The following is a 24056-nucleotide window of genomic DNA, read 5'->3' on the forward strand; positions in this document are numbered from 1 at the left end:
CGTGACGACACTGCGACCGGCACGGCTGCGTCCCGGGTGGCTCGCCGCCGGGATCGGAGCCGTGCTGGTCGCGCTCGTCGCCGGGGTCGCCCTGGGTCCGGTGACGCTGCCGCCCGGCTCGGTCGCGGCGGAGCTGCTCAACCTGATCCCCGGCGTGGACCTGCCGTCGGGGCTGAACGAGCGCGAGATCGCCATCATCACCGAGCTGCGGCTGCCCCGGGTGGTGCTGGGCCTGCTGGTCGGCGCGATGCTGTCCCTGGCCGGCGGCTGCTACCAGGGCGTCTTCCGCAACCCGCTGGCCGACCCGTACCTGCTCGGTGTCGCCGCAGGAGCCGGGCTCGGCGCGACCATGGCGATCGCGTTCCGGGCCGGGGCCGTGCTGCCGCTGGCCGCGTTCGCCGGGGCGGGTATCGCGGTCGTGGTCACCTACCTGCTCGGGGTGGCCGGCGGGCGGGACCGCTCGTCGGCGACGCTGATCCTGGCCGGGGTCGCCGTGTCGAGTTTCCTCGCCGCGATCCAGACGTACCTGCTCCAGCGCAATGTGGACACCATCCGCGAGGTGTACTCCTGGCTGCTCGGGCGGCTGGCCACCAACGGCTGGCACGAGGTGACGCTGCTGCTGCCGTACGCGGTGGTCACCACGGTCGTGGTGCTGGCCCTGCGCCGGGAGCTGGACGTGCTCAGCGTCGGCGACACCGAGGCGGCGAGCCTGGGCCTGCACCCGCAGCGCTCCCGGTTGATCCTGCTGGCCGCGGCCTCGCTGGGCACCGCCGCCGCGGTCGCCGTGTCGGGGCTGATCGGCTTCGTGGGCATCATCGTGCCGCACGTGGTGCGCCTGCTGGCCGGTGGCTCGTACCGCTCGATCCTGCCGCTGTCGCTGCTGTTCGGCGCGGCCTTCCTGGCCCTGGCCGACCTGGCCGCGCGTACCCTGATCGCCCCGGGCGAGCTGCCGATCGGCGTGGTCACCGCGTTCTTCGGCGCGCCGTTCTTCATCCTGGTGCTGCGCTCGACCCGGCGGGTGAGCGTCTGATGCTGGCCGTCGAGGACGTCCGGGTGACCCTGGGCGACGCCGAGATCCTGCACGGCGTGGACCTGACCGTGGCCTCCGGCGAGTGGGTCACCGTGATCGGCCCCAACGGCGCGGGCAAGTCGACCCTGCTGCGGGCCGTGGGCGGGGCGGTGCCACACCACGGAAAGATCATCATCGACGGTACGCCCACCACGGCGCTACCGCGCCGCCGCCGCGCCCAGCTCGTGGCCACGGTGGCGCAGCAGCCCGTGGTGCCACCCGGGATGCGGGTGCTCGACTATGTGCTGCTCGGGCGCACCCCCTACATCGCCCCGCTGGGCCGCGAGTCGGCGCAGGATCTGTCCATCGTGGAGCAGGTGCTCGACTCCCTGGAGCTGCGCCGGTTCATCGGCCGTGAGCTGGAGACGCTGTCCGGCGGCGAGCGCCAGCGGGTGTTCCTGGCCCGCGCGCTGGCCCAGGGCGCGCCGCTGCTGCTGCTCGACGAGCCCACCTCGGCCCTGGACATCGGCCACCAGCAGGAGGTCCTGGAACTGGTCGACCGGCTGCGCAAGGACCGCGCGCTGACCGTGCTGGCCACCATGCACGACCTGTCCGTGGCCGGCGAGTACGCCGACCGCCTCGTGCTGCTGGCCGAGGGCCGGGTCGCCGCCGACGGGCCGCCGGAGCAGGTGCTCACCGAGGAACTGCTCGCCCTGCACTACCGCGCCCGGGTGCGGGTGATCGCGGGCGAGTTCGGCCCGATCGTGGTCCCTGTCCGCGTCAACTGATCTCGCGTACCGCCGCGAGCGCCCGGTCCACGTCGGCCTCGTTCGTCACGATCGACGTCCCGAACCGCAGGTAGGACGGGTTGTACGGCGTCGTGCTGGTGATGACGTCCTTGGCCGCCAAGACGGAGACCGCCGCCGCCGGGCTCATCGACGTCAGCTCGCAGCAGACCAGCCCCGCGGACAGCTCGGGCGACCTCGGCGTGATCAGCTTGACGCCGCCGATGGCGGCCAGGCCTTCCTTGAGCCGGGTGGCCAGCTCGGTGGTGCGCGACGCGACGCGGGCGCGGGTCAGCGCGGCGTGGAAGTCGAACGCCTGCTCCAGCGCCCACAGGTGCTCGAAGTTGTGGTAGCCGCCAGGCGACGCCGACGGCGCGGGCAGCGCCGGGTCGAACCCCAGCCAGTTGGCGAACCCGGCCTGCTCGAACGTGGGGATGGCGGGCCGGAACCGGGCCCACGCCTCGGCGCGGCCCCAGATCATGCCCGTGCCGCGCGGGCCGAACAGCCACTTGTGGCAGCCCGAGACGAGGAAGTCGCAGCCCAGGTCGACGGCGCTCGCGTCGACCGCGCCGAAGCCGTGCACCCCGTCCACACACAGCAGCGCCCGCCGGTCCGGCGGCAGGTCGCGGTTGTGTGCGGCGAGCACGTCGGCGATCGCCCGGATCGGCATCCGCAACCCGGTGCTGGAGTGCACCCAGGTCACCGCGACGATCCGGGTGGCCGGGGTGAGCGACTTCGCGACGGCCTGCGCGATCTGGTCGGCGCTCGCGGTGGCGGGCTCGGCGAACAGCCGCACTTTGCGGACCGTCACGCCGTCGCGGGCCGCGCGCAGGCGCAGGGACTCGTGCGTGGAGTAGAAGTCGTGCTCGGTGGTCAGCACCTCGTCGCCGGGCCGCAGCGCGATCCCGCCGTAGAGCAGGCCGAGTCCCATCGTGGTCGAGTCGGTGAAGTAGACCTGGTCGCCGGATCCACCGAGGTACTTGCCCGCCGCGAGGTGCAGCCGCTGCCGGGCGTTCTCCTCCTGGGCGTGCAGGTAGCCGACCGTGTCCCGGTCCAGGCCCTCGCGGTGCCGCGCGATCGCCGCCCGTACGTCGGCCGGCGGGCTGGCGAACACGAAGGCGGCGAACTGCGCCTTGGCCGTGTCCAGCAGGAACTGCCGCCGGACGCTGTCCCAGCTGTTCGGGTCCAGTGGCGCGTACACCGGCGGCGGATTCTCGACGACGGCGTCCCCGTCGCATGCCGACAGTGCGCCCAGCGCGGCGGTGGCGGTCAATCCGCCCAGCAGCCCCCGACGGCTGACAGAGAGCTCACCCATCGCCATATCGGACCACGACCCGCCGCCTGTCCGCCATCGGAAACAGGGCGGGTTCCTAACGCACGGAACGGTCCACCTGGTCGATGAAGTCGATAGGCTGGTGGCGTTCCCTGGGGAGGTGATGGCGTGGCCGAGAACCGCGTCAAACACGAGTTCAACAGAATGGAACTCACCGCGCGGATGGAACGAGACCGCGAGATTATCGCCAAGTACGAGGTCGGCCGGGAGTTTCATCGTGAGCGGGTGGAGAATACCCACTACGAGCTGGGCAGACTCGATGAGAAGCTGGGAGGCCGGCCGTGACCGTTGATGAACACATCGCAGCTCTCCACGCCTTCATGCGTGCGGACCATGAGGAGTACATCGCGCAGGTTCGTGGCTGGGCCGTGGAAGCCGAGGCAGAGGGCCGCAGTGCCGATGCTCGCCGGCACTGGGACCACGTCGGCCGGTTGGAGGCCATGAACAAGCCGTGGGAGGCCGCGTCCCGCGCTGCCTAGCGACGCCGTCAGCTGATGACGAGAGCCCCGCCCCGACCTGCCGTGCGGGGCTCTCGTGTGTCCGTCAGGCGCGCAGCGGTTCGGGGAGCGGTTCGGTGTGCAGGACGATGAGGCTGGTGACGGCGCGGGTGAGGGCGACGTAGAGGCGGTGTAGGCCGCGCGGTTCGGCGGCGACGATGGCGGCGGGTTCCAGCACGATCACGTGGTCGTACTCCAGACCCTTGACCATGGTGGCGGGCACGACGGTCAGGCGGCCGTCGCCGTCCAGGTCGGACGGTTCGAGACCGGCCGCGTGCAGGGCGTCGAGCACACCTGGCACGGCCGCGTCGGCGGCGATGACGCCGACCGAGCCCTCCCGGGTCAGCGCGGTCCGGGCCGCGGCGACCACGTCGGCGGACTCGGTGACCTCCAGCGAGCCGTCCCGGCGCAGCGAGCGGGCGGGCGGCACCGCCACGTCGAGGGCGGGCAGTAGCCGGTTGGCCAGCGCGACGACCGCGGCCGGGACCCGGAAGCCGGTGCTCAGCGGCACGATGCGCCCGTCGGGGCGGCCCAGGTGGCCGAGCATGTCGCGCCAGTCACGGGCGGCCCACGGCGTGGTGCCCTGGGCGAGGTCGCCGAGGATGGTGAGCGAGCCGTGGCCGCTGCGCCTGGCCAGCGCCCGCGCCTGCATCGGGGACAGGTCCTGCGCCTCGTCGACGACGATGTGCCCGAACCCGGCGGGCCGGTCGAGCAGCCCGGCGATCTCGTCGGCCAGCACCGCATCGGCCGCGGTCCACGGGGCGGTACGAAGGCTGCGCGGCGGCTTCGGCCAGTGCAGCAGCTCCTGCTCGTCGGGGGAGAGCAGCCCGTCGGCGGCCCGGTTCAGCGCTTCGGCGTCGGTGTAGAGGTCGGCCAGCAGCTGCTGCGGGGTGACCGCGGGCCAGCAGTGGTCCAGCAGGTCGGCGACGGCCTTGACCTTGCCCATCTTGCGCAGCCAGGAGTCCGGCGGGGAGTCGCCGCGGCGGGCCTCGGACTGCCGTTGCAGCAGCCCCACCACCCGGGCGCGCACCCGCTCCCGGCCCAGCGCGTACGGCGGCTGCTCGCGGCGGACCTCGTCGACGACCCGGCGCAGCACGCCCTCGTCGACGCGCCAGCGGTAGGAGCCGTCCGAGACGGTGATCGGGCCGGCGGGGCGGGCGATCCGGGCCCACAGGGCGCGGTGCAGCACCTGCGCCATCCGCGCGTCGTGCTTGAGCGTCGCGGCCGCGATGCCGTCCTCGGCGCGGACCGGCAGGTGGTCGAGCAGCTCGGCGACGGTGGACTGGGACACCTCCAGCTCGCCGAGGGCGGGCAGCACCGCGGAGATGTAGTGCAGGAACGCGCGGTTCGGGCCGATGATCATCACGCCGGACCGGCGCAGCCGCTCCCGGTGCAGGTAGACCAGGTATGCGGCACGGTGCAGGCCGACCGCGGTCTTTCCGGTGCCGGGCGCGCCCTGTACGCAGATGGTGTCCTCGAGGTCGGCGCGGACCAGCTCGTCCTGTTCGGGCTGGATGGTCGCGACGATGTCGCGCATCGGGCCCACGCGGGGCCGCTCGATCTCGGCGGTGAGGATGGCGCTGTCGGTGCCCAGTTCCTGGCCGTTGTCGAGGTGCTCGTCCTCGAAGCTCGTCAGCGCCGTGGTGCCGCCGGTCCCGGCGGGCGACCAGCCGAAGCGGCGGCGTACCGCCACGTCCTGCGGATCGCGGACGCTGGCCTGGTAGAAGCGGCGGGACATGGGCGCACGCCAGTCCAGCACCAGCGGCTCGCCGATCGCGTCGGAGACGTGCCGACGCCCGATGTGCCAGCGTTCGGCACCCATGGTCAGCTTGCCGAAGAACAGCGGCACCGCCGGGTCGTCGGACAGTTCCTTGATGCGCTGGGCCATCTGGCGGCCGAGCTGCTCGGCGGTATAAGCGTCCCCGGCGACCTGGTCGCCGACGGAGAACAGCTGCTCGGCGCGCTCGCGCATGGCCTTCAGCGCGGCGCGGGAGGTGGACAGGTGAGCGCGTTCGGCGGCCAGCTCGTCGGTGGCAGATGTGGTGGGTGTCTCGTGGGCGGTCGGAGTTACGGCTGTCATGGCCGTCCTCTCGGGTGAGAAAGATCGGCCGCCCGGCGCTGCGCTTGGAAGATAAGCGCTGTCGGCAGTGCCCTTCACAATCGACCGACCATGGTAGCTGTCATCGACGGGCAGTCACGTGATTTTCTTTACCGGTGAGCTCTGAGGGACTGCTGAAGATCACCGACCCGTCGGTGATGCGGGCGCTGGCGCATCCGGCCCGTATTGCGATCATGGATCACCTCTCCGCCACCGGTGAGGACGCGACGGCCACCGAGTGTGCGGAGATGGTCGGCCTGTCCCCCAGCGCGACCAGCTACCACCTGCGGGCGCTGGCCAAGGCGGGGCTGATCGAAGACGCGCCGAGCCGGGGCGACGGCCGGGAACGGGTGTGGCGGGCCCGCACGCGTGGCTGGTCCCTGGAGATCGGGCCGGACGGCGGTTCCGAGGCCCGCGCGGCCGAGAGCGCCGTGGCCGGGGTCTTCCTGGCCCAGGGCGACGAGCGGGTGCGCCGATGGCTGTCGCGCTCGCACGAGGAGACCACGCAGTGGTACGACGCCGCGCTGATGAGCGAGTTCGGCATCGTCATCACCGCCGAGGAGCTGACCGCGCTCACCGACAAGATGGCCGAGCTGCTGGAGCCGTACAAGGTGAGCCAGCGCCAGGAGGTGCCCGGCGACGCACGGCGGGTCACCTGCCAGATACGCGCGGTGCCGGTCGACTGACCGGGCACGCCACACAGGTCACACCCGCCGCGGGCACCGCCCGAAGGGTCGCCCGCGGCGGGTAGGCTCCCTGATCATGAACGCGGTGCAGCGTCCCCGGGTAGGGCACATCCAGTTCCTGAACTGTCTCCCGATCTACTGGGGACTGATGCGCTCAGGCGCCCTGATCGACGTCGAGCTGCGCAAGGACACCCCCGATCGGCTGAGCGAGGCGCTGGTCGCCGGCGACCTCGACATCGGCCCGATCTCGCTGGTGGAGTACCTGCGCCACGCGGACGAACTGCTGCTGCTCCCCGACCTCGCGGTCGGCTCGGACGGCCCGGTGCTGTCGGTCAACGTCGTGTCCACCAAGCCGCTGCAGGAGCTGGACGGCACCCGGGTCGCGTTGGGCAGCACCTCGCGCACCAGCGTGCTGCTCGCGCAGATGCTGCTGCTGGAGCGCTACGGCGCGAGCCCCGACTACTTCACCTGCCCGCCCGACCTGACGCAGATGCTGCTGGAGGCCGACGCGGCGGTGCTCATCGGTGACACGGCGCTGCGCGCGCTGTTCGAGGCGCCCAAGCGCGGGCTGGCGGTCACCGACCTGGGTCAGGCCTGGCGCGAGTGGACCGGCCTGCCGATGGTGTTCGCGGTGTGGGCGGTCCGGCGCGACTTCGCCGCCGCGCACCCCGGCCTGGTCAAGGACGTGCACCAGGCGTTCCTGCGCTCGCGTGACCTGTGCGTGGACAACCTGGACGAGGTCGCCGCGTCGGCGGCCCGCTGGGAGCCCTTCGACGCCGCCACGCTCGCCTCGTACTTCCGCGTGCTGGACTTCTCGCTGGGCGGCCGGCAGATCAACGGGCTGCGCGAGTTCGCCCGCCGCGCCGCACTGGCCGGCCACGCCCCGGCCCTGCCCGACGGCGGCCCGGAGTTCATGGAGCTGTAGTCCCGGCCCCGGGCGGGCGCCTTGATCGTCGGACTTGCCTGGCACCTGTGCGTATCTTGGGCGCGAATAAGCTCACCTGCCTGGCAAGTCGGGTGACCTCGGGGTGCCGGGCGGGGGTCAGACCAGGTCGGTCTTGGTGCGGAGCTGGGTGGCGACGGACTTCGCGATCTCGCCGCCGTGGGTCCAGGACGTGCTCAGCGGGAAGCGGGTCAGCACGGCCATGGTCCAGTCGTCGCCCAGGGCCAGGCAGTTGACGTTCCACTCGCTGGTGGCCTGCCGGTCGACCCAGCCGTTCTTGATGGCGATGCGGGACTGCTCGGCGGCGGGGAACGCCTTGCGGATGCCGAAGTCGCCGGTGCCGCGCACCGCGCGCATCTCGCCGACGAGGTAGCTGGTCCAGGTGGGTCCGGCGGCCCGGCCGGTGCCGATGGCGTGCGCGATGCGGCAGGTGTCGCGGGCCGACAGCCGGGTGGTGCTCCAGCCGTCGCCCGCCTTGGAGTCGGTCAGCCCGCAGACGTCGATCAGGCGCGCGATCGTCGCCGAGCGGCCCAGTTCCGCGTACAGCGTGGAGGCGGGGCCGTTGGCGCTGTCGCGGATCATCGTGCGGATCTCGTTCATCCGCGTCGAGCTGGGCGTCTGACCCGCCTCGGCGGCGCGGCGCAGGTAGTCGGCCGCCAGCCACGCCTTGATCATCGAGGCGGTCATGTTGGTCTGGTTGAAGTTCTTCGAACCGACGATCTTGCCGGTCTTCCGGTCCATCAGCGCCCAGCTCCACCAGGCACTGGTCTTCACGGTGACCAGTGCGCCCGCCTCCGGGGCGGTCAGCACGTCCACTTCCGCGTGCGCCAGTCCCGGCCGCCCGGGCTGCACCGGGACGCTGCGGGCGAGCGCGGACTCCGGACTCGCGGAGGCGCTCGGCGACACGGCCGGGTCCTGCCAGTTGGCGGCGACGGTGGGTGCGTCGCCGCCGCGGCCGGCGAACCAGAAACCGCCACCGGCCAGGGCGGCCAGTCCGGCGGTGCCGGCCAGCAGCGCGCGTCGACGGGAGAACAGCTCTGTCATGAGGGGGAACTCCGGGGAGGGGGAGGCGGGGGCGCGGAGGGGTGGTCCGCCGGGTCAGGTCAGCGGTGGCGTCACCAGCTGACGCGCCACGGAGGCGCAGACGTCGGCCCCGTACTGCAGGCCGTTCTCGACGGGGTAGCGGGTCATCACGTTCATGATCCAGTCATCGCTGATGGCGAGGCAGTTCAGGTGCCAATTGCTGTCGGCGCCGATGGCCGTCCAGCCGTTCTTGATGGCGAGGGTGCGGGCGAGGGTGTCCGGCACGCCGTCGATGATGCCCCACCGGCCGCCGCCCGTGGTCGCGAACTGCTCCTCGGCGGCCGTCGAACCGGTCACCTGGCGCATCTCGGAGAGCACCCAGCCGGTCCAGGCCGGGCCCGCCGCGGTGCCGTCGGCGACGCACTGCGCCAGCCGGACCGCGTCGCGCGGGGACATCTGAGTGCGGCTCCACCACTGGTCGAACAGGGTGGTGTCGGTCAGGCCGCAGATGTCGATCATCCGCTGGACGACCTCGTTGCCGCCGCCGGACAGGTAGAGGGCCTGCGCGGCGCGGTCGTCGGAGTGCCTGATCGCGGCGCTCGCGTCGGACAGTTCCTGCGGGGTCACGGTCTGGCCGGACTCGGCGGCCCGGCGCAGATGGTCGGCGACCAGCCATACCTTGATCATCGACTCGGTGCTGCTGGTCTGCGTGGCGTTGCGAGACGCGATGAGCTCGCCGGTGTGCCGGTCGAGCATGGCGTAGCCGATGAAGTCGCCGGTGAAGGCGAGGTTGACCCGCCCCGCGGTCAGCGACCGGCTCGGCCGGTCGGCGGCGCGGGCGGAACCGCCCTGCTTCGCGGCGGCGGGCTTCGCGGCGCTTGCGGGCGGGGCAGGAGCCGTCGTGGCCGACGGGGCCGCGGCGGTGGCGGCCGGGGTGTCGCCTGCTTCTGCGCTCACTCGGACATTCTGCGAGCCGGTGAGAGCGGCGGCGGCACTAGGGGCCACCAGCGCGAGGACCAGAACGCCCAGCGCGATCATCGCGGCGATGAGGGGGGTACGGCGGCGCATGTCGAGAGGTGCTCCCGTTCGACGGCATTGTCGTGGGTCGCCCGGGTATGGGGTGGTCCCGGATTGGCAGCAACGGTAGGTCGCACCGCGCTGAGCTGCCATATCCGAGTCTTGCTCACGCTCATTCCCCGTGCCAGCGGTGATGCAGGTCACGTCGAGGTGGCCACGGGAGCGCTGCTTGTGACAGTTGTTGCGCCGATACGCGCAAAGCTGTAACACTGGCCGCATGGAGACGGGTATGCCAGGCGTGACCGGCGCGGAGAGCCTGCTCGGCGAGGTCGAGGAGGCCGAGGCCGCGCTGCGCGAGGCCGCTGACCGGGCGCTGGACGGCGAGGCGTCGTTCGAGGCCGTGATCGCCGCCGATCAGAAGATCGAACCGCGGGACGCCATGCCCGACGCGTACCGGGCCGGGCTTATCCGCCAGATCGCCCAGCACGCGCACTCCGAGATCATCGGTATGCAGCCCGAGGGCAACTGGATCAGCCGCGCCCCCTCGCTGCGGCGTAAGGCGATCCTGCTGGCCAAGGTGCAGGACGAGGCCGGACACGGGCTCTACCTCTATGCCGCCGCGGAGACGCTGGGCGTCAGCCGGGCCGAGCTGGACGCGGCGCTGCTCACCGGGAAGCAGAAGTACAGTTCGATCTTCAATTACCCCACACTGAGCTGGGCGGACGTCGGCGCGATCGGCTGGCTGGTGGACGGCGCGGCGATCGTGAACCAGGTGCCGCTGTGCCGCTGCTCGTACGGGCCGTACGCCCGCGCCATGATCCGCGTGTGCAAGGAGGAGTCCTTCCACCAGCGCCAGGGCTACCAGTCGCTGTACGTGCTCGCCCAGGGCACCCCGGAGCAGCGGGCGATGGCGCAGGACGCGGTGGATCGCTGGTGGTACCCGTCGCTGGCGATGTTCGGCCCGCCGGACGCCGACTCCACGCACTCGGCGCAGTCCATGGCGTGGAAGGTCAAGCGCTTCTCCAACGACGAGCTGCGCCAGCGCTTCGTGGACATGTGCGTGCCGCAGGCGGAGATCCTCGGTGTGACCCTGCCCGACCCGGACCTGAAGTGGAACGACGAGCGCGGGCACTACGACTACACGTCTCCCGACTTCGAGGAGCTGATGCGGGTGGTCAAGGGCGACGGCCCCTGCAACCGCCAGCGTCTGGCGCACCGCAACCGGGCGCACGAAGAGGGCGCGTGGGTGCGCGAAGCGGCCGCGGCGTACGCGGCGAAGAACAGGAAGGCAGCAGCGTGACGAGTGACCAGCCTCTGTGGGAGGTGTTCATCCGGCCGCGGCGCGGGCTGGCGCACACCCACGCCGGCAGCCTGCACGCGCCGGACGCGGGCATGGCCCTGCGCCACGCGCGTGACCTCTACACCCGCCGCCAGGAGGGCGTCTCGATCTGGGTGGTGCCCGCCGCGGAGATCACCGCGTCGAGCCCCGACGAGAAGGACTCCTTCTTCGACCCGGCCGCCGACAAGATCTACCGGCATCCGACGTTCTACGAGCTGCCGGAGGGGGTGGCTCACCTGTGAGTGAGACCGCCACCGGAGTCGAACTGCTGGGGCTCGGGGACGACGCGCTGATCGCGGCGCAGCGGCTGGCCGAGTGGGTGTCGCGCGCGCCCACGCTGGAGGAGGACGTGGCCCTGGCCAACATCGCCCTCGACCAGCTCGGCGCGGCCCGGATGCTGCTGGCCGCCGTCGGGGACGAGGACGAGCTGGCGTACCGGCGCGACGACCACGGGTTCCGCAACTGCCTGCTGGCCGAGCTGCCGCTCGGGCCGGGCCGGGGCGACCTGGACTTCGGCTGGACGATGAGCTGGTTGCTGATGCTGTCGGCGGCGCAGCTGCTGCGCTACACCGACCTCGCGGCGGGCTCCGCCGAGCAGGCCGCGGCCATCGGGGCGAAGGCGGTCAAGGAGTCGACGTACCACCTCGACCACGCCTCGCAGTGGATGCTGCGGCTCGGCGGCGGCACCGAGGAGTCGCACCGCCGCGTGCAGCAGGGCCTGGACGGGCTCTGGCCGTACGGGCACGAGCTGACCGAGGGCATCCGGGACCGCTGGCTGGCGATCGTCGAGCCGGTGCTCGCGGAGGCGGGCCTGAAGCGCCCCGACGACCGCTGGCGCCCGGACGGCGGCCGGGCCGGACGGCACACCGAGCACCTGAGTTACCTGCTGGCCGAGATGCAGTCACTGCACCGGGCGCACCCCGGAGCGCAGTGGTGACCACGGCCGGTGGCCGGGCGGGGAGGAGGCCGTGATGACCACGACGCAGGCCGAGATCGCCGAGATAGCCGGGGCGGTGCCCGACCCGGAGCTTCGCGTGGTGACGATCGGCGAGCTGGGCATCGTGCGTGGTGCGGAGACGGCCGAGGACGGCCGGGTGATCGTGACGATCACGCCGACCTACTCCGGCTGCCCGGCGATGGACGCCATCCGCGACGACATCCGGGCCGCGCTGCGCGGTGCCGGGTACGCCGACGTCGAGGTCCGGACCGTGCTCAGCCCGGCCTGGTCCACCGACATGATCACCGAGTCGGGCTGGGCGGCGTTGGAGCGTACCGGCATCGCCGCGCCGGGCCCGTCCGGCACGCCGACCTGCCCGCGCTGCGGGCACCAGGGCCGGCCGACGCCCGTGCTGCAGATCAGCCGGTACGCCTCGACGCCGTGTCAGAGCCTGTGGAGCTGCCGCTCCTGCCTGGAACCCTTCAACGCCATCAAGAAACTGTGAGCACGCCGCTGTGAGCACGACCTTCCACGAGCTGACCGTCACCGCGGTCGAGCAGCTGACCCCGTCCGCGGTGGCGCTGACCTTCGCGGTGCCCGCCGAGCTGCGGCCGGCCTTCGCGTTCCGGCCGGGACAGCATGTGACCGTACGCCTGGACGACGAGCTGCGCCGCTCGTACTCGATCTGCTCGACGCCCGCGCAGCTGCGCGAACGCGGCACACTGACGATCGGGGTGAAGCGCGTGCCGGGCGGGGTCTTCTCCACCCGGGCGCAGGCGCTCGCGGCGGGCGAGACGCTGCCGGTGCTGCCTCCGCTGGGCCGGTTCACCACCGAACTGGACCCGGCCCGCTCGCGGCGGTACGGCGCGATCGTGGCGGGGTCCGGCGTCACGCCGGTGCTGTCGCTGGTGTCCACGGCGCTGGAGACGGAGCCGGGCAGCACGTTCGCGGTGGTCTGCGGCAACCGCAGCGCCGCCGAGGTGATGTTCGCCGACGCGCTGGCCGACCTGAAGGACCGCTTCCCGGGCCGGTTGCAGCTGGTGCACGTGCTGTCCCGGGAGACGCAGCCGAGCGAACTGCTCACCGGCCGGCTGGACGCCGACCGGGTGGCCACGCTGCTCAAGGAGTTCGACCTGGGCGGCGTGCAGGAGTGGTTCCTGTGCGGGCCGCTGGGCGTGGTGCGCTCGGCGCGGGAGGCGCTGGCGGCGGTGGACGCGCCGGGCAAGGTGCACGTCGAGCTGTTCCACGCCGAGGAGCCACCACCGCCGGTCGCCGACGTGGCGGGCGGGGACGTGGAGGTCTCCATCGTCCTGGACGGACGGTCGACGGACTTCACCATGGACCGGTCCGAGCGGGTGCTGGACGCGGCGCTGCGGCACCGCGGCGAACTGCCGTACGCGTGCAAGGGCGGGGTCTGCTCGACCTGTCGCGCGAAGGTGGTCTCGGGCGCGGTGCAGATGGCCGCGAACTGGGCGCTGGAGCCGGACGAGGTGGCTGCAGGATACGTGCTCACCTGCCAGTCGAGCCCCACGAGCGAGGAGCTGGTGCTCGACTTCGACGCCTGACGGGCAATCCTGTCGTTTCCCGATCAAGCCTGCTGGCGTGTTGCGTTCCAAATCGGGCAAATGCCGCGTACAACACAGATGACCGGAGATCACCGGTGATCCTGCGCGGCCGAATGGGACAGCCATGCCCGAGGAAGAAGTTCGCGACCAACCTGCCGCGCCGACCACGTTCGCGCGACGCAAGCTGCTCGGCCTGGTCGCCGCGGGCGGCGGTGTGGCGCTGGCCGCGAAGCTGGGTCTGGACGGCATCCCCCGGCAGCCGCTGGCACTGCTGGAGAACCTGCTCGCGCCGCTGCTGGAGTCGGTGCCGCCGCCGGGCAGCCTGCTGGTCGCGCGCGGCGACGACGGGCTCCTGCTCGGCTTCTCGTTCGTCAACCTGGAGGTACGCGCGCCGGGCTTCGGCCAGCCCGCCCGCCTGGTGCTGACCGACTCGTCCGCCGCCGGGCAGATCGTGCTCGGCCTGGGCCCGCAGAGCCTGCTGGAGCAGGCGTTCTTCGACGACGGCGGCGGAGTGGACGCGCCGGACGATCCGGTGCCCGCGCTGGTGTCCGGGCCGAGCCGGCTGGTCTTCACGGTGCCGCCCGGCTCCGCGCCGGTGCCGTACAACCTGAGCACCCTGCTGAACCTGGTCGCGTTCCCGCTGGCCGTCAGCGCGGCGGCCAACGGCACGGCCACCCCGTCCGGGCAGCCCGCTCCCGGGGTCACCGCCATCGAGGCGCCGTACCGGCTGCTGCTGTCCCCGCCCGCGAGCGCCGCGTTCACCGCGTCGCGGATCCCGGTGACGCGCAACGGGCGCAGCGAGCTGTGGCACGCCCGCGCGATCGCGCAGCGCCTGCCCAACGGCTCCGCCGACGAGCGGCCGCTGCCGGTGCCCGTACGGGCCATCTGGAACACCGACCGGGACGGGCCGATCACCGGTGCGCCATGGGCGCTGGCGGAGAACACCGTCGCGCTCACCCCGACCGACCGGGCCCGGCTGGTCGACGCCACCACCACGCTCACCGCCGGCGTGAACATCCCGGCGCAGGCCTCGCTGCTGCTGGTGTCGGCGATGGGCGCGAGCCTGGACATCACCGGGGCCTGGCCGACCCGCAACGACGTGGTGGCCTGGCGGCACCGGTCGTACCTCGGCCGCGACAACTACGTGAAGGTCGAGGAGCCGGGTTTCCTGTTCCCGTTCGGCTTCCGGGCCACCCGCGTAAAAATCACTGAGCGGGTCATCGACGACGGCATCGCCATCCTGCGCAAGCGCGTCTTCATCGTGGTACGCGAACCGGAGATCGCCTTCGACCGGCCCGACCAGCCCAACCAGGGCCGGAACCTGGCATTCGTGCGAGCGGCGACCACCACCCTGGTGTCGCCCCCGCTGCTGGCAGACCCGACGCCGATCGGCGGCGCGGCCGACGGCGCGTTCTGGATCGAGGTTCGCGACGACTCGGGAGACCGGACCCGCCTGCGCTACCAGTTGCAGCTCACCGACCGGACCGGCCGGGTGGTCACCGCCGACCTGCCGATGATCTTCGTGCCGGCCGGCGATCTCGACGACCCGAACATCCCCGACGATCCCGCCGAGCCGCAGAGTGTGGACAACACCGCGTACCACCGCGGCAAGATGGTCCAGATCGTCAACGACTACAACGAGACCGGCGCGGGCGATCGCACCCTGCACCTGGCCGGACAGCGGCTGGCGTTCGTCGCGGCGGTGAAGCCCGCCGACCTGCCCACCGGTGCCCGGCCTGAGGACCCGGCGCTGCCCACGTTCGACGTCGAGGTGCTGGCGGAGCCGAGCAACGGCGTGCTGAACCCGGCGGACCTGCTGGCCAAGCGGCTGCTCGGGGCGTTCCCGACGATGGGCACGGTGGAGATGCCGTACCCGGCGGCGCTGCCGGTGGCCGCGCCGGTCGCCGCCGGGCGCCGGTCCGCCGCGACCAAGGCCGCGAAGTCGCAGGTACGCCTGGAGGCGCTGGACGCCGTCGGCGGCGAGGCGGGCGGCACCGCCGCGATCGAGTACGCCGCCGAGTACCTGGGCGGGAACTTCGGCGGCACCGCGAACGCCGGTGAGGTGTGGGCGACCGTCGCCGCCCCGCCGAAACTCGCCGTGCCCCAGCAGACCGGCGGCGGGCTGGCCGCCCCGCAGCTGTCGGTGCAGGGCCTGTCCCGGGCGTTCGGCCCGATCGCCGACCCGGCCGCGATCGCCAAGGGCGACTTCCGGCCCGACGAGTACTTCAAGCTGCCGGACATCACGCTGCTCGGTGGCATCCCGCTGCGCGAGGTGGTCGACGGCAACGCCCCGGTGATCTCCCAGCCGCGGGCGCTGGAGGGCGACCACGTGCCCAAGGTGGTCACGGTGCGCACCGCGCAGGCCGTGGACACCGTCATCACCTGGAAACCGCTGCTGCGTACGGCATTGGACAACCTGTTCGTGCCGTCCACGGCCGAGGCGGACAAGCGGCTGGAGCTGAAGGCCGAGTTCCACACCGACCTGTCCACCGGCGCGACCAGCAGCAAGGTCACCGGCGAGCTGCGTGACTTCACGCTCAACTTCGTCGGCACCGGAGCGCGCGGCTTCATCAGCCAGCGGGTCGCGAAGCTGCGCTTCGAGAGCCGCGACGGCGCGAAGCCCAGCATCGACATCCAGATGGGCGTCACCGAGTTCCAGGGCGACCTGCGCTTCCTCAACGACCTGAGCAGCCTGCTGCCGTCCCTGCCCGGTGGCGTGAAGCTGGACATCAGCCCGCGCGGCGTCACCGCGGGCCTCACCATCGCGCTGCCGGCCGTGGCCATCGGCGTGGTGCTGATCCGCAACATGTCCATCGGCATCCTGTTCGACCTGCCGTTCAACGGCGACCAGGCGATCCTGACGTTCAGCTTCGCCACCCGGGAGAACCCGTTCCAGGTCACCGTGAGCGCGTTCGGCGGCGGGGGTTTCCTGGCGCTGGGCATGGGCACCCGGGGCGTGCAGCAGATCGAGGGCGCCCTGGAGTTCGGCGCGGCGGTCGCGCTGGACTTCGGCGTGGCCAGCGGGTCGGTCTCCATCATGGCCGGCATCTACTTCAAGTACGCCCAGCGCCTGTCCTCCGACGGCAGCAACGCCGCGCCCGCCGGGGAGACGTTCGTCATCACCGGCTACGTACGTGCGGTGGGCAAGCTGGACGTGCTCGGGCTGATCCACGTGACGGTCGAGTTCTACCTGGGCCTGACCTACGTCAAGGAGACCGTGCCGGAGCCGCTGCCCGCGCCGCCGGGCCGGGTGCAGGGCGAGGCGACCTTGACGATCCGGGTCGAGGTGCTGGTCTTCAGCGCGGACGTGAGCGTGTCGATGCGCAAGGAGTTCGCGGGCGGGCCCGACCCGACGTTCGGCCAGCAGATCACCGCCGGCGACTGGGCCGCATACTGCGCGGCGTTCGCCACCGCCTGAGCGAGGAGAGTGGGGCATGCCTTTCACCGAGACGTTCCTGTGCACACCGCTGCCGGAGGGGATCACCGGCACGAAGGTGCGCATCGCCGTGCTGGTGAGCCCGCGGCTGGGCGGTGACGCGACCGACGACCTGGACAACTGGCCCGACGTGCGGGACTGGCCGGACATCCGGCCCACCTGGCAGGTGACCATCAAGCAGGGCGACACCGAGGCGGTGCTCACCGGCACCGAGGTCGTGCCCGCGGCCGGTTACGACGACGCCACCTGGGAGCAGCTGTTCCCGCAGAACATGCAGGTCACGCCATACGTGCCGGTGGACCGGTCGGAGGCGCGGATCTACTCGTACCCGGTGGCCAAGGTCCTCCAGTACGTCAAGGAACTGCACACCAAGGTGCTGACGCAGTCGCGCACCCAGTTCCCGACACTGGAAGAGCTGCAGGAGGACGAGGTCTTCCAGGCGCTGAAGGCGGCCCTCGACCCGATCGGGTGGGGTGAGCTGCAGGATCTGTGGTCGGACGGTCCCAAGGAGGACGCCGACGACGCGTTCTCGGCCTTCGCGCCGCTGGAGTTCCTCTACGGGCCGCGCCCCGGTTCCGCGCCCCCGCCCCTGCCGACGGACCCGCCCGTGGTGACGAATCTGGACCCGGTCACGGGCGTCGTCGGCGGCCGCACCCTCGTGACGATCACCGGCGAGAACTTCTTCCAGCCGATCACGGTCACCTTCGGCAGCAACCTGGCCACCGAGGTCGAGGTGGTCGACGAGCAGACCGTCAAGTGCCGCTCGCCCCGGGCGGGCTTCGACGACGTCGAGGTCGATGTGCGGGTGAGGACCAACGAGGGCACCAGCCCGGTCTCGCCGGATGCCAAGTTCACCTACTACGTTCCTGGACCCAGGTGAGATCAGTGCCGCAGCAGCCCACTTTCGATGTGCAGGGCGCCCTCGCGGCGATGGCCGACTACCCGGTCATGCTGCGCCGCCTGGGCGTCATCCGCGTCATCGAGGTCGACCTCGCCGGGTCGGGCATCGACCCGGCCGACGCCGGCCCGGTGACCGTCAAGGCCAAACCGACCTGGGACACCCGGCTTCCGGGCACCCAGGTCGACCGCCCGGCGGTGACGGTGCCCGCGTACCTGTCCGCGAGCCGGTTCTCGCTGTTCGCCGACGGCCGGGTCGACGCCACTGCCACGAAGCTGTCGGTGACCGAACTGGACACCGACAGCGCCGGCGTGCGGCTGCTCGACCTGGCGCGCCAGGTCGTCGACGCCGAACGCGAGAACGCCGCCGCCGCAGCCAAGAACCCGTCCGAGCTGCCGCCGGTCTCGCTGCCCAACCGGTTGTCGCTGCCGTCGCTGCGCAACGCCGGCATCTGCGTCGCCCAGCGCAGCCGCGCCGTGGACCTGCGCGAACGGCTGGTCTCGGGCAAGGAGCTGGTGTCCGCGTCGGACGACCAGACGGTCACCGACGCCCGGCACGCGGTGCTCGGCCACGTGCTGGACGTGTGGGACGACCGGACCGGACGCTGGCACTCGCTGTGCGCCCGCCGGGGCACGTACCGGCTGCCCGGGGGCACGACCTTCACGCACGACGACGAGGGCCCGATCTCGATGGCGGCGACCGCCCGGGACCAGGCCGAGCCGGACGACACGCTGTACCTGCACCAGTCGCTGGTGCGCTGGACCGGGTGGAGCCTGGTCGCGCCCCGGCCCGGCCAGCCGGTGGTCACCGAGGACGAGGGGCGGGTGCCGAACGCGCCCGAGGGCCCCGGCCTGCCCGGGTTCTCCGTCGGCTTCACCGCCAAGCCGGGTTCGCTGCCGCGGCTGCGGTTCGGTGTCGGATACCGCTTCCAGCTGCGCATCGTCAACGCGGCCGGCCACGTGGAGCCGCTGCAGCCGGCCTCGGCCGACTTCAGCCGGGCGGTGCCCGCCGGCTCCGCGCCGCCCGCGAAGTACCTGCGCTTCGAGCCGATCTCGTCGCCCGTGGTCGTCGCCCAGGCCCCGATGACCGAGGGCGAGTCGCTGGAGACGCTGGTGATCCGGCCCGACCCGTGGCCCGGCGGCATCATCGGCAGCATCCTCGCACCGATCCTGGGCACCGGCTCGACCCGGCATCTCGCGCCGCCGAAGGTGAACCAGCAGCTGTGCGAGGAGCACGGCGGGTTCGACAACGGGCAGGGCGTGCCGGACCCCGGCCGGTACTCCCTGATCGCCCAGCGTGACGCCGCGGACCTGGCCGCCGTCGGCACCGCCGACCCGAATCGGGCGGGCCAGCGCTACTACTCGGGCACCACGCTGCCGGTGAGCTGGCTCGCCGACCCGATCTCGCGCGGATTCGCGCTGGCCGGGCTGACCGGCGGCCTGGTCAAGGTGGCCTTCGACCCGGCGGCGGGGCAGTCCTGGCCCAACGTGCGGGCGGCCCGGCTACAGCTGATCGACGGCACGGGCACGCCGCAGTGGAACGCGCTGCTGCGGGTGCTGACGGTGCCGGTGCCCCGCGGCGAGCGGCGCGAGGTGCGGTTGAGCAGCTACCTCAACAACGCCGACCTGGCGCTGCTGGGCCACCTGGGCTGGCTGGCCGACAGTGGCGCGTCCGCCTCGACGATCGCGGCGGTACGCGCCGACACGGCCGCGGGGCAGTGCTGGCAGATCACCCCGTACCGGATGCTGACCCTGGTCAACGCGGTGCGGGTGCCGGTGACCGCGCCCGTGCTCAACACGGTCGCCTTCGTCGACGCCGACGAGCCGCGCGAGCCGGGTTCGCACCGGCAGGATCTCGCGGTCGCCGCGACCGTGCACCGGCCCAGCACCGGCACGCTGACCATGACCGCGACCTGGACCGACCCGCTCGACGATCCGATCGAGCAGGCGGCCGGCCCGGAGAACCGGGTCCGGCGGGCGATCCCGCAGGTGCTGGCCGCCGAGGGCAGGCCGTTGCCGGAGCTCACCGTCGGGTACGACCCCGACCCGTCGACGGGCGCGCAGGTGCGTTTCACCGCGACGCAGGGCTTCGGCGACACCCGCCGCCGCGTGGTCAGCTACTCCCTGACCGGCACCACCCGGTACATGGAGTACTTCACCCAGCGCGGCCGGGTGGTGCTGCGCGCCACCACGCCGACGCAGGTCGCACGTGCGGGCATCGCTCCGGGCACGGACGTGGTGCGCTCACTGGACGGCACGCTCACCTACCGCCGGACCATCGACTACACGGTGGACGAGGCGCAGGGCACCATCGCGCGTATCCCGAGCGGCGCCATCCCGAACAACGCCACCGTCGAGGTCGCGCTCGTGGCGCTGCCGGTGAGCCGGCCGAGTTCGGGCCAGCCGCTGGTGGTGGACCTGCCGAGCACCGCCCGCCCGCTACCGCCGAAGCCGGCCTGGATCGTGCCGACCTTCGGCTGGACCGAGTCGTCGGCCAATCTCGGCCGCACCCGGACCCGGGCGCGCTCCGGGGGCGGCCTGCGCGTGTTCCTGGAGCGCGGCTGGTACTCCTCCGGCGTCGGCGAGCAGCTCGCCGTGGTGCTGGCCGACGGCAGCGTGTCAGGCGACGACGAGCAGTTGCGCACGATCGTGACCAGACGGGCGGCCGACCCGGTGACGGCGCGCACCGCGACGCCCACCGAGTTCCCCACCGCGACCGAGTTCACGCTGGCCAAGGCCCGGGTGGCGGGGATCGTGCCGGCCGAACTGCCCGAGCGGAAGGTCTCCGTCGCCGCGCACGACGTCGTCTTCGACACCGAACGCAAGCGCTGGGCCTGCGACATCGTGCTGCCGCCGGGCAGCCAGCACCAGCCGTTCGTGAGCCTGGTGCTGGCCCGCTACCAGCCGAACTCGCTGGACGGGCTGCACCTGTCGCCGGTGGCCCAGGTGGAATGGGTACAGCTGGCCCCGGACCGCACCGCCACCGCCGTGACGGAGCTGCTGGACCTGACGAAGGTGACGGTGTCCGTGGCGGGACGCTCACCGTCGGGCACCGCCGCGGCGCCGGGCCAGCCGAACGCGATGTCGGTGCTGGTGCAGTCGGCGTCCGGGCTCAACCCGGGCGACCTGGACTGGACCGTGGTCGGCCCCGCGGACGGTCAGCGGCTCACCGCTGCGGCGCAGCCCGGCGGGACGACGCTGTGGACGGGCACGCTGCGGCTGCCCACCTCGCGCCTGCTGCGGGCGTACCGGCTGGTCATCGTGGAGCAGGAGCAGCACGCCGGCGGCGGCCGCCTCGTCTACAGCGACGTGATCCGGTTGTGAACCGCGCCGTCGGACGGGCGTGATCCACCGACTTGCCAGGCACTCGTGCGTATCTTGAGGCCGTTTTCGGCCACCTGCCTGGCAAGTCGGGCGATCATGAGGTGGCCGTGACCAGCGCGTCCGCCATGCGCGGCGGGCGCTGTGACGGACCAGCCAGATCCGCGGCGGCGGCGACCCGATAGTCTCGGTGGCGTGACTGCGAACCGGGAGATCGACAGCATCGTGCAGCGGGCCGCGGACGGCGGCCGGATCAGCTCCGAGGAGGCGCTGCTGCTGTACACCGACGCGCCGTTCCACGCGCTCGGTGAGGCCGCGGACGCGGTGCGCCGCCGCCGTTACCCGGACGGCGTCGTCACGTACCTGATCGACCGCAACATCAACTACACCAACGTCTGCGTGACGGCGTGCAAGTTCTGCGCCTTCTACCGGGCCCCCAAGCACAGCGAGGGCTGGACCCACGACACCGCCGAGATCCTGCGCCGCTGCGGCGAGGCGGTCGAACTCGGCGCGACGCAGGTGATGCTGCAGGGCGGCCACCACCCCGACTACGGCGTGGACTACTACGAGAACCTGTTCTCCTCGGTGAAGCAGGCGTATCCGCAGCTCATGATCCATTCGATCGGGCCCAGCGAGATCCTGCACATGGCCAAGGTCTCCGGCGTCTCCATCGAGGACGCCGTGATCCGGATCAAGGCGGCCGGCCTCGACTCCATCGCGGGCGCGGGCGCGGAGATGCTGCCCGACCGGCCGCGCAAGGCGATCGCCCCGCTCAAGGAGTCCGGCGCACGCTGGCTGGAGGTCATGGAGGTGGCGCACCGGCACGGTGTCGAGTCCACCGCGACCATGATGATGGGCACCGGCGAGACCAACGCCGAGCGCATCGAGCACCTCACCATGATCCGCGACGTGCAGGACCGCACCGGAGGCTTCCGCGCCTTCATCCCGTGGACCTACCAGCCCGAGAACAACCACCTCAAGGGGCGTACGCAGGCGACCTCGCTGGAGTACCTGCGCCTGATCGCGGTGGCCCGGCTCTTCTTCGACAACGTGGCGCACCTGCAGGCGTCCTGGCTGACCACCGGCAAGGACGTCGGCCAGCTCGCGCTGCACATGGGCGTGGACGACCTGGGCTCGATCATGCTGGAGGAGAACGTCATCTCCTCGGCGGGCGCCAAGCACCGGTCCAACCTGCACGACCTGGTCCAGCTCATCCGCACCGCCGGGCGCATCCCGGCCCAGCGCGACACGCTGTACCGGCACCTGAACGTGCACTGGACCCCCGCCGACGACCCCACCGACGACCGCGTGACCTCGCACTTCTCCTCGATTGCCATCGAGGGCGGCGGCGTCGGCAAGCAGCTCCCCCTGGTGGAGGCCCGCTGACGCGGCCGGTTGCGGACGCCGCGGGCGAAGACCGCTGTTTCGGGGCAGGAAGTCAGGTCGGACCTGACTTCCTGCCCCGAACTCGTGATCAAGCCCACGCGGTGCGTGACTGATCGGCCTATGGGCGACCCCCGGACGCGCGGTTACCGTGCGGGGTTGGCGACCCGTAGGAGGACGGCGATGAAGCGGCACGTGATCAGGCTTGCGGCGGTGCTGGCGGCACTCGTCGCCGGGCTGGGTCTGCTCGCGTCCCCTGCGTGGGCGGACGGAGCCGATATCGCGGTGCAGTCCGACGACCAGAAGGGCGACATCGGCCAAACGGTGAGCGTCTCCGTGGGCCTTGCCAACAAGGGCGACAAGCCGCTCGATGCCGGGCAGGTGACTCTGTACTACCGCGCGCCGGCCGGTTCAGTGATCACCCAGGTGGGCGGCGGGACGAACTGCCAGTTCAACGCGTCCCGCACCACGGCGCGCTGCCAGATAGGGGCCGGTTGGCGAGCGGCGATCGTCGCGCCCGGCGGGCCGTTCGTGCGGCGCAACCTCGACCTGCGTATCAACGGCAAGATCACAGCGCCTGGCGAGTTCCGCGTGGCCTGCGAATGCGATGCGAACAAGGGCAACAACGCCACGAGCATCGTGCTCAACGGGGTGACCAAGCCGGTGCCGAGCGCGTCGCCCAAGCCGTCCGTGAAGCCGTCGCCCTCCGTTTCGCGGTCGGCCAGCCCGTCGGCGACGCCGAGCGAGACGCCCGAGGTGACCGACGAGCCGACGGAGGAGGAACCGGTCGGGCCGGGTGTCGCCGAGTCGTCGACCCCCGCGGCGTCGGGTGACTCCCTGCTGAGCGGGATGATGCTGGTCGGTTTCGGGATCGTGCTGCTCGGCCTGGTCGGGCTCGGTGGAGCCGTCTACCTGTGGCGGGTCCGCGCCGGACGGGACGAGGACGGCGACGACGGCGGCGTCGACATGGACGCCACACAGGTGATCAGGTAGCGCAGTGTGGCGGCCGCCGCAGCGCGCCCGGACGGCGTTTGGCAGAGTGGCGATGTGAGCCGCGCAGACCTGGATAAAGAGCCGTACGAGATCGCCGCCATGTTCGACGGCGTCGCGGAGAAGTATGACAAGACCAACTCCGTGCTGTCGTTCGGCCAGGACAAGGGCTGGCGTCGCGCCACCCGGGCCGCGCTGAACCTCAAGCGTGGCGAGAAGGTGCTCGACCTGGGCGCGGGCACCGGTGTCTCCACCGAGGAGCTGGCCCGCTCGGGGGCGTACGTGGTGGGCGTCGACCTGTCGCTGGGCATGCTCGCGGTGGGCCGCCGCGACCGGCCGCACGTGCCGCTGGTCGCCGGTGACGCGCTCGCGCTGCCGTTCCCCGACGCCACCTTCGACGCGGTGACCACGTCGTTCGTCATCCGCAACGTGGCGAACACCCCGGCCGCGCTGCGCGAGCTGGCCCGGGTCACCAAGCCCGGCGGCCGCCTGGTGATCTGCGAGTTCTCGCACCCCGTCAACGGCGCGTTCCGCACCGTGTACCTGCAGTACCTGATGCGCTCGCTGCCCGCGGTGGCCCGCAAGGTGTCCAGCAACCCCGAGGCGTACGTCTACCTCGCCGAGTCCATCCGGGCCTGGCCCAACCAGAACGAATTCGCCAAGATCATTGGTGAGAACGCCTGGTCGCAGGTGAAGTACCGCAACCTCACCGGCGGCATCGTGGCCCTGCACCGGGCCGTCAAGCCCGCCTGATCCGGGCGTTCGCCGGACACGGCCCACCGCGCCGCCGCACGATC

At 72.0% G+C, this 24056-nt stretch carries 21 protein-coding genes; 17 read left to right on the top strand and 4 right to left on the bottom strand.

What is annotated here, in order from left to right; all coding sequences use genetic code 11:
* Nucleotide 1 precedes the first annotated feature (1 nt).
* Nucleotides 2-1030, top strand: coding sequence for an iron ABC transporter permease (locus AB0B66_RS28000; RefSeq protein ID WP_360535521.1), 1029 nt, complete (start codon nt 2-4; stop codon nt 1028-1030).
* Complete coding sequence (locus tag AB0B66_RS28005; RefSeq protein ID WP_360535523.1) at nt 1030-1797, top strand: ABC transporter ATP-binding protein; 768 nt, start codon at nt 1030-1032, stop codon at nt 1795-1797. Before AB0B66_RS28000 ends, AB0B66_RS28005 begins: the two co-directional genes overlap by 1 nt.
* On the opposite strand, the gene AB0B66_RS28010 is transcribed toward AB0B66_RS28005, so the two are convergent.
* Complete coding sequence (locus AB0B66_RS28010) at nt 1790-3109, bottom strand: aminotransferase class V-fold PLP-dependent enzyme (RefSeq protein WP_360535525.1); 1320 nt, start codon at nt 3107-3109, stop codon at nt 1790-1792. The two genes, AB0B66_RS28005 and AB0B66_RS28010, sit on opposite strands and share 8 nt — an antisense overlap.
* 126 nt (nt 3110-3235) lie before the next feature.
* Between AB0B66_RS28010 and AB0B66_RS28015 the strand changes: the two genes are divergently transcribed.
* Nucleotides 3236-3412 (top strand): hypothetical protein, encoded by a 177-nt coding sequence (locus AB0B66_RS28015; RefSeq protein ID WP_360535527.1) that lies wholly within the window; start codon nt 3236-3238, stop codon nt 3410-3412.
* Complete coding sequence (locus AB0B66_RS28020) at nt 3409-3606, top strand: hypothetical protein (RefSeq protein WP_360535529.1); 198 nt, start codon at nt 3409-3411, stop codon at nt 3604-3606. The genes AB0B66_RS28015 and AB0B66_RS28020 overlap by 4 nt, the downstream gene beginning before the upstream one ends.
* A gap of 64 nt (nt 3607-3670) precedes the next feature.
* On the opposite strand, the gene AB0B66_RS28025 is transcribed toward AB0B66_RS28020, so the two are convergent.
* The gene (locus AB0B66_RS28025; RefSeq protein ID WP_360535531.1) at nt 3671-5704 is read right to left on the bottom strand and encodes an AAA family ATPase; all 2034 of its coding nucleotides are present in this window, start codon (nt 5702-5704) and stop codon (nt 3671-3673) included.
* Between the two features lie 134 nt (nt 5705-5838).
* Between AB0B66_RS28025 and AB0B66_RS28030 the strand changes: the two genes are divergently transcribed.
* Together AB0B66_RS28030 and AB0B66_RS28035 are read left to right on the top strand one after the other, a co-directional pair.
* Nucleotides 5839-6408 (top strand): metalloregulator ArsR/SmtB family transcription factor, encoded by a 570-nt coding sequence (locus AB0B66_RS28030; protein WP_360535533.1) that lies wholly within the window; start codon nt 5839-5841, stop codon nt 6406-6408.
* Nucleotides 6409-6481: 73 nt separating this feature from the next.
* Complete coding sequence (locus tag AB0B66_RS28035) at nt 6482-7333, top strand: menaquinone biosynthesis protein (protein WP_360535637.1); 852 nt, start codon at nt 6482-6484, stop codon at nt 7331-7333.
* A gap of 117 nt (nt 7334-7450) precedes the next feature.
* Here AB0B66_RS28035 and AB0B66_RS28040 read toward each other — a convergent pair whose 3' ends face one another.
* Nucleotides 7451-8395, bottom strand: a complete 945-nt coding sequence (locus AB0B66_RS28040) for a hypothetical protein (protein ID WP_360535535.1) — start codon at nt 8393-8395, stop codon at nt 7451-7453.
* A gap of 54 nt (nt 8396-8449) precedes the next feature.
* Nucleotides 8450-9331, bottom strand: a complete 882-nt coding sequence (locus AB0B66_RS28045; RefSeq protein ID WP_360535537.1) for a serine hydrolase — start codon at nt 9329-9331, stop codon at nt 8450-8452.
* 349 nt (nt 9332-9680) lie between these two features.
* Here AB0B66_RS28045 and paaA point away from each other — a divergent pair, with 349 nt between their 5' ends.
* The 11 genes from paaA (at nt 9681) to AB0B66_RS28100 (ending at nt 24012) form a co-directional block, all read left to right on the top strand.
* A complete protein-coding gene (gene paaA, locus AB0B66_RS28050) occupies nt 9681-10691 on the top strand; it encodes a 1,2-phenylacetyl-CoA epoxidase subunit PaaA (protein ID WP_360535539.1) in 1011 nt (336 codons plus the stop codon).
* Nucleotides 10688-10972: a 1,2-phenylacetyl-CoA epoxidase subunit PaaB gene (gene paaB, locus AB0B66_RS28055; RefSeq protein ID WP_155369026.1), complete on the top strand. Its 285-nt coding sequence runs from the start codon at nt 10688-10690 to the stop codon at nt 10970-10972. The genes paaA and paaB overlap by 4 nt, the downstream gene beginning before the upstream one ends.
* Nucleotides 10969-11667, top strand: a complete 699-nt coding sequence (paaC, locus tag AB0B66_RS28060) for a 1,2-phenylacetyl-CoA epoxidase subunit PaaC (protein WP_360535542.1) — start codon at nt 10969-10971, stop codon at nt 11665-11667. Before paaB ends, paaC begins: the two co-directional genes overlap by 4 nt.
* A gap of 34 nt (nt 11668-11701) precedes the next feature.
* The gene (gene paaD / locus AB0B66_RS28065) at nt 11702-12172 is read left to right on the top strand and encodes a 1,2-phenylacetyl-CoA epoxidase subunit PaaD (RefSeq protein ID WP_360535544.1); all 471 of its coding nucleotides are present in this window, start codon (nt 11702-11704) and stop codon (nt 12170-12172) included.
* Nucleotides 12173-12182: 10 nt separating this feature from the next.
* Nucleotides 12183-13232, top strand: a complete 1050-nt coding sequence (locus AB0B66_RS28070; RefSeq protein ID WP_360535546.1) for a 2Fe-2S iron-sulfur cluster-binding protein — start codon at nt 12183-12185, stop codon at nt 13230-13232.
* 124 nt (nt 13233-13356) lie between these two features.
* A complete protein-coding gene (locus AB0B66_RS28075; protein WP_360535548.1) occupies nt 13357-16650 on the top strand; it encodes a hypothetical protein in 3294 nt (1097 codons plus the stop codon).
* A gap of 16 nt (nt 16651-16666) precedes the next feature.
* Nucleotides 16667-17548 carry an IPT/TIG domain-containing protein gene (locus AB0B66_RS28080; protein ID WP_360535550.1) on the top strand — a complete coding sequence of 294 codons (882 nt, stop codon included), beginning with the start codon at nt 16667-16669 and terminating at the stop codon, nt 17546-17548.
* A gap of 5 nt (nt 17549-17553) precedes the next feature.
* Complete coding sequence (locus AB0B66_RS28085) at nt 17554-20889, top strand: hypothetical protein (RefSeq protein ID WP_360535552.1); 3336 nt, start codon at nt 17554-17556, stop codon at nt 20887-20889.
* 192 nt (nt 20890-21081) lie between these two features.
* Nucleotides 21082-22272: a cyclic dehypoxanthinyl futalosine synthase gene (mqnC, locus tag AB0B66_RS28090; protein ID WP_360535554.1), complete on the top strand. Its 1191-nt coding sequence runs from the start codon at nt 21082-21084 to the stop codon at nt 22270-22272.
* Between the two features lie 180 nt (nt 22273-22452).
* Nucleotides 22453-23262, top strand: coding sequence for a hypothetical protein (locus AB0B66_RS28095; protein ID WP_360535556.1), 810 nt, complete (start codon nt 22453-22455; stop codon nt 23260-23262).
* A gap of 54 nt (nt 23263-23316) precedes the next feature.
* Nucleotides 23317-24012 carry a demethylmenaquinone methyltransferase gene (locus AB0B66_RS28100; protein ID WP_203696104.1) on the top strand — a complete coding sequence of 232 codons (696 nt, stop codon included), beginning with the start codon at nt 23317-23319 and terminating at the stop codon, nt 24010-24012.
* Nucleotides 24013-24056 lie beyond the last annotated feature (44 nt).

This window comes from Catellatospora sp. NPDC049111 (genome assembly GCF_040648615.1).
Lineage (GTDB): Bacteria > Actinomycetota > Actinomycetes > Mycobacteriales > Micromonosporaceae > Catellatospora > Catellatospora aurea.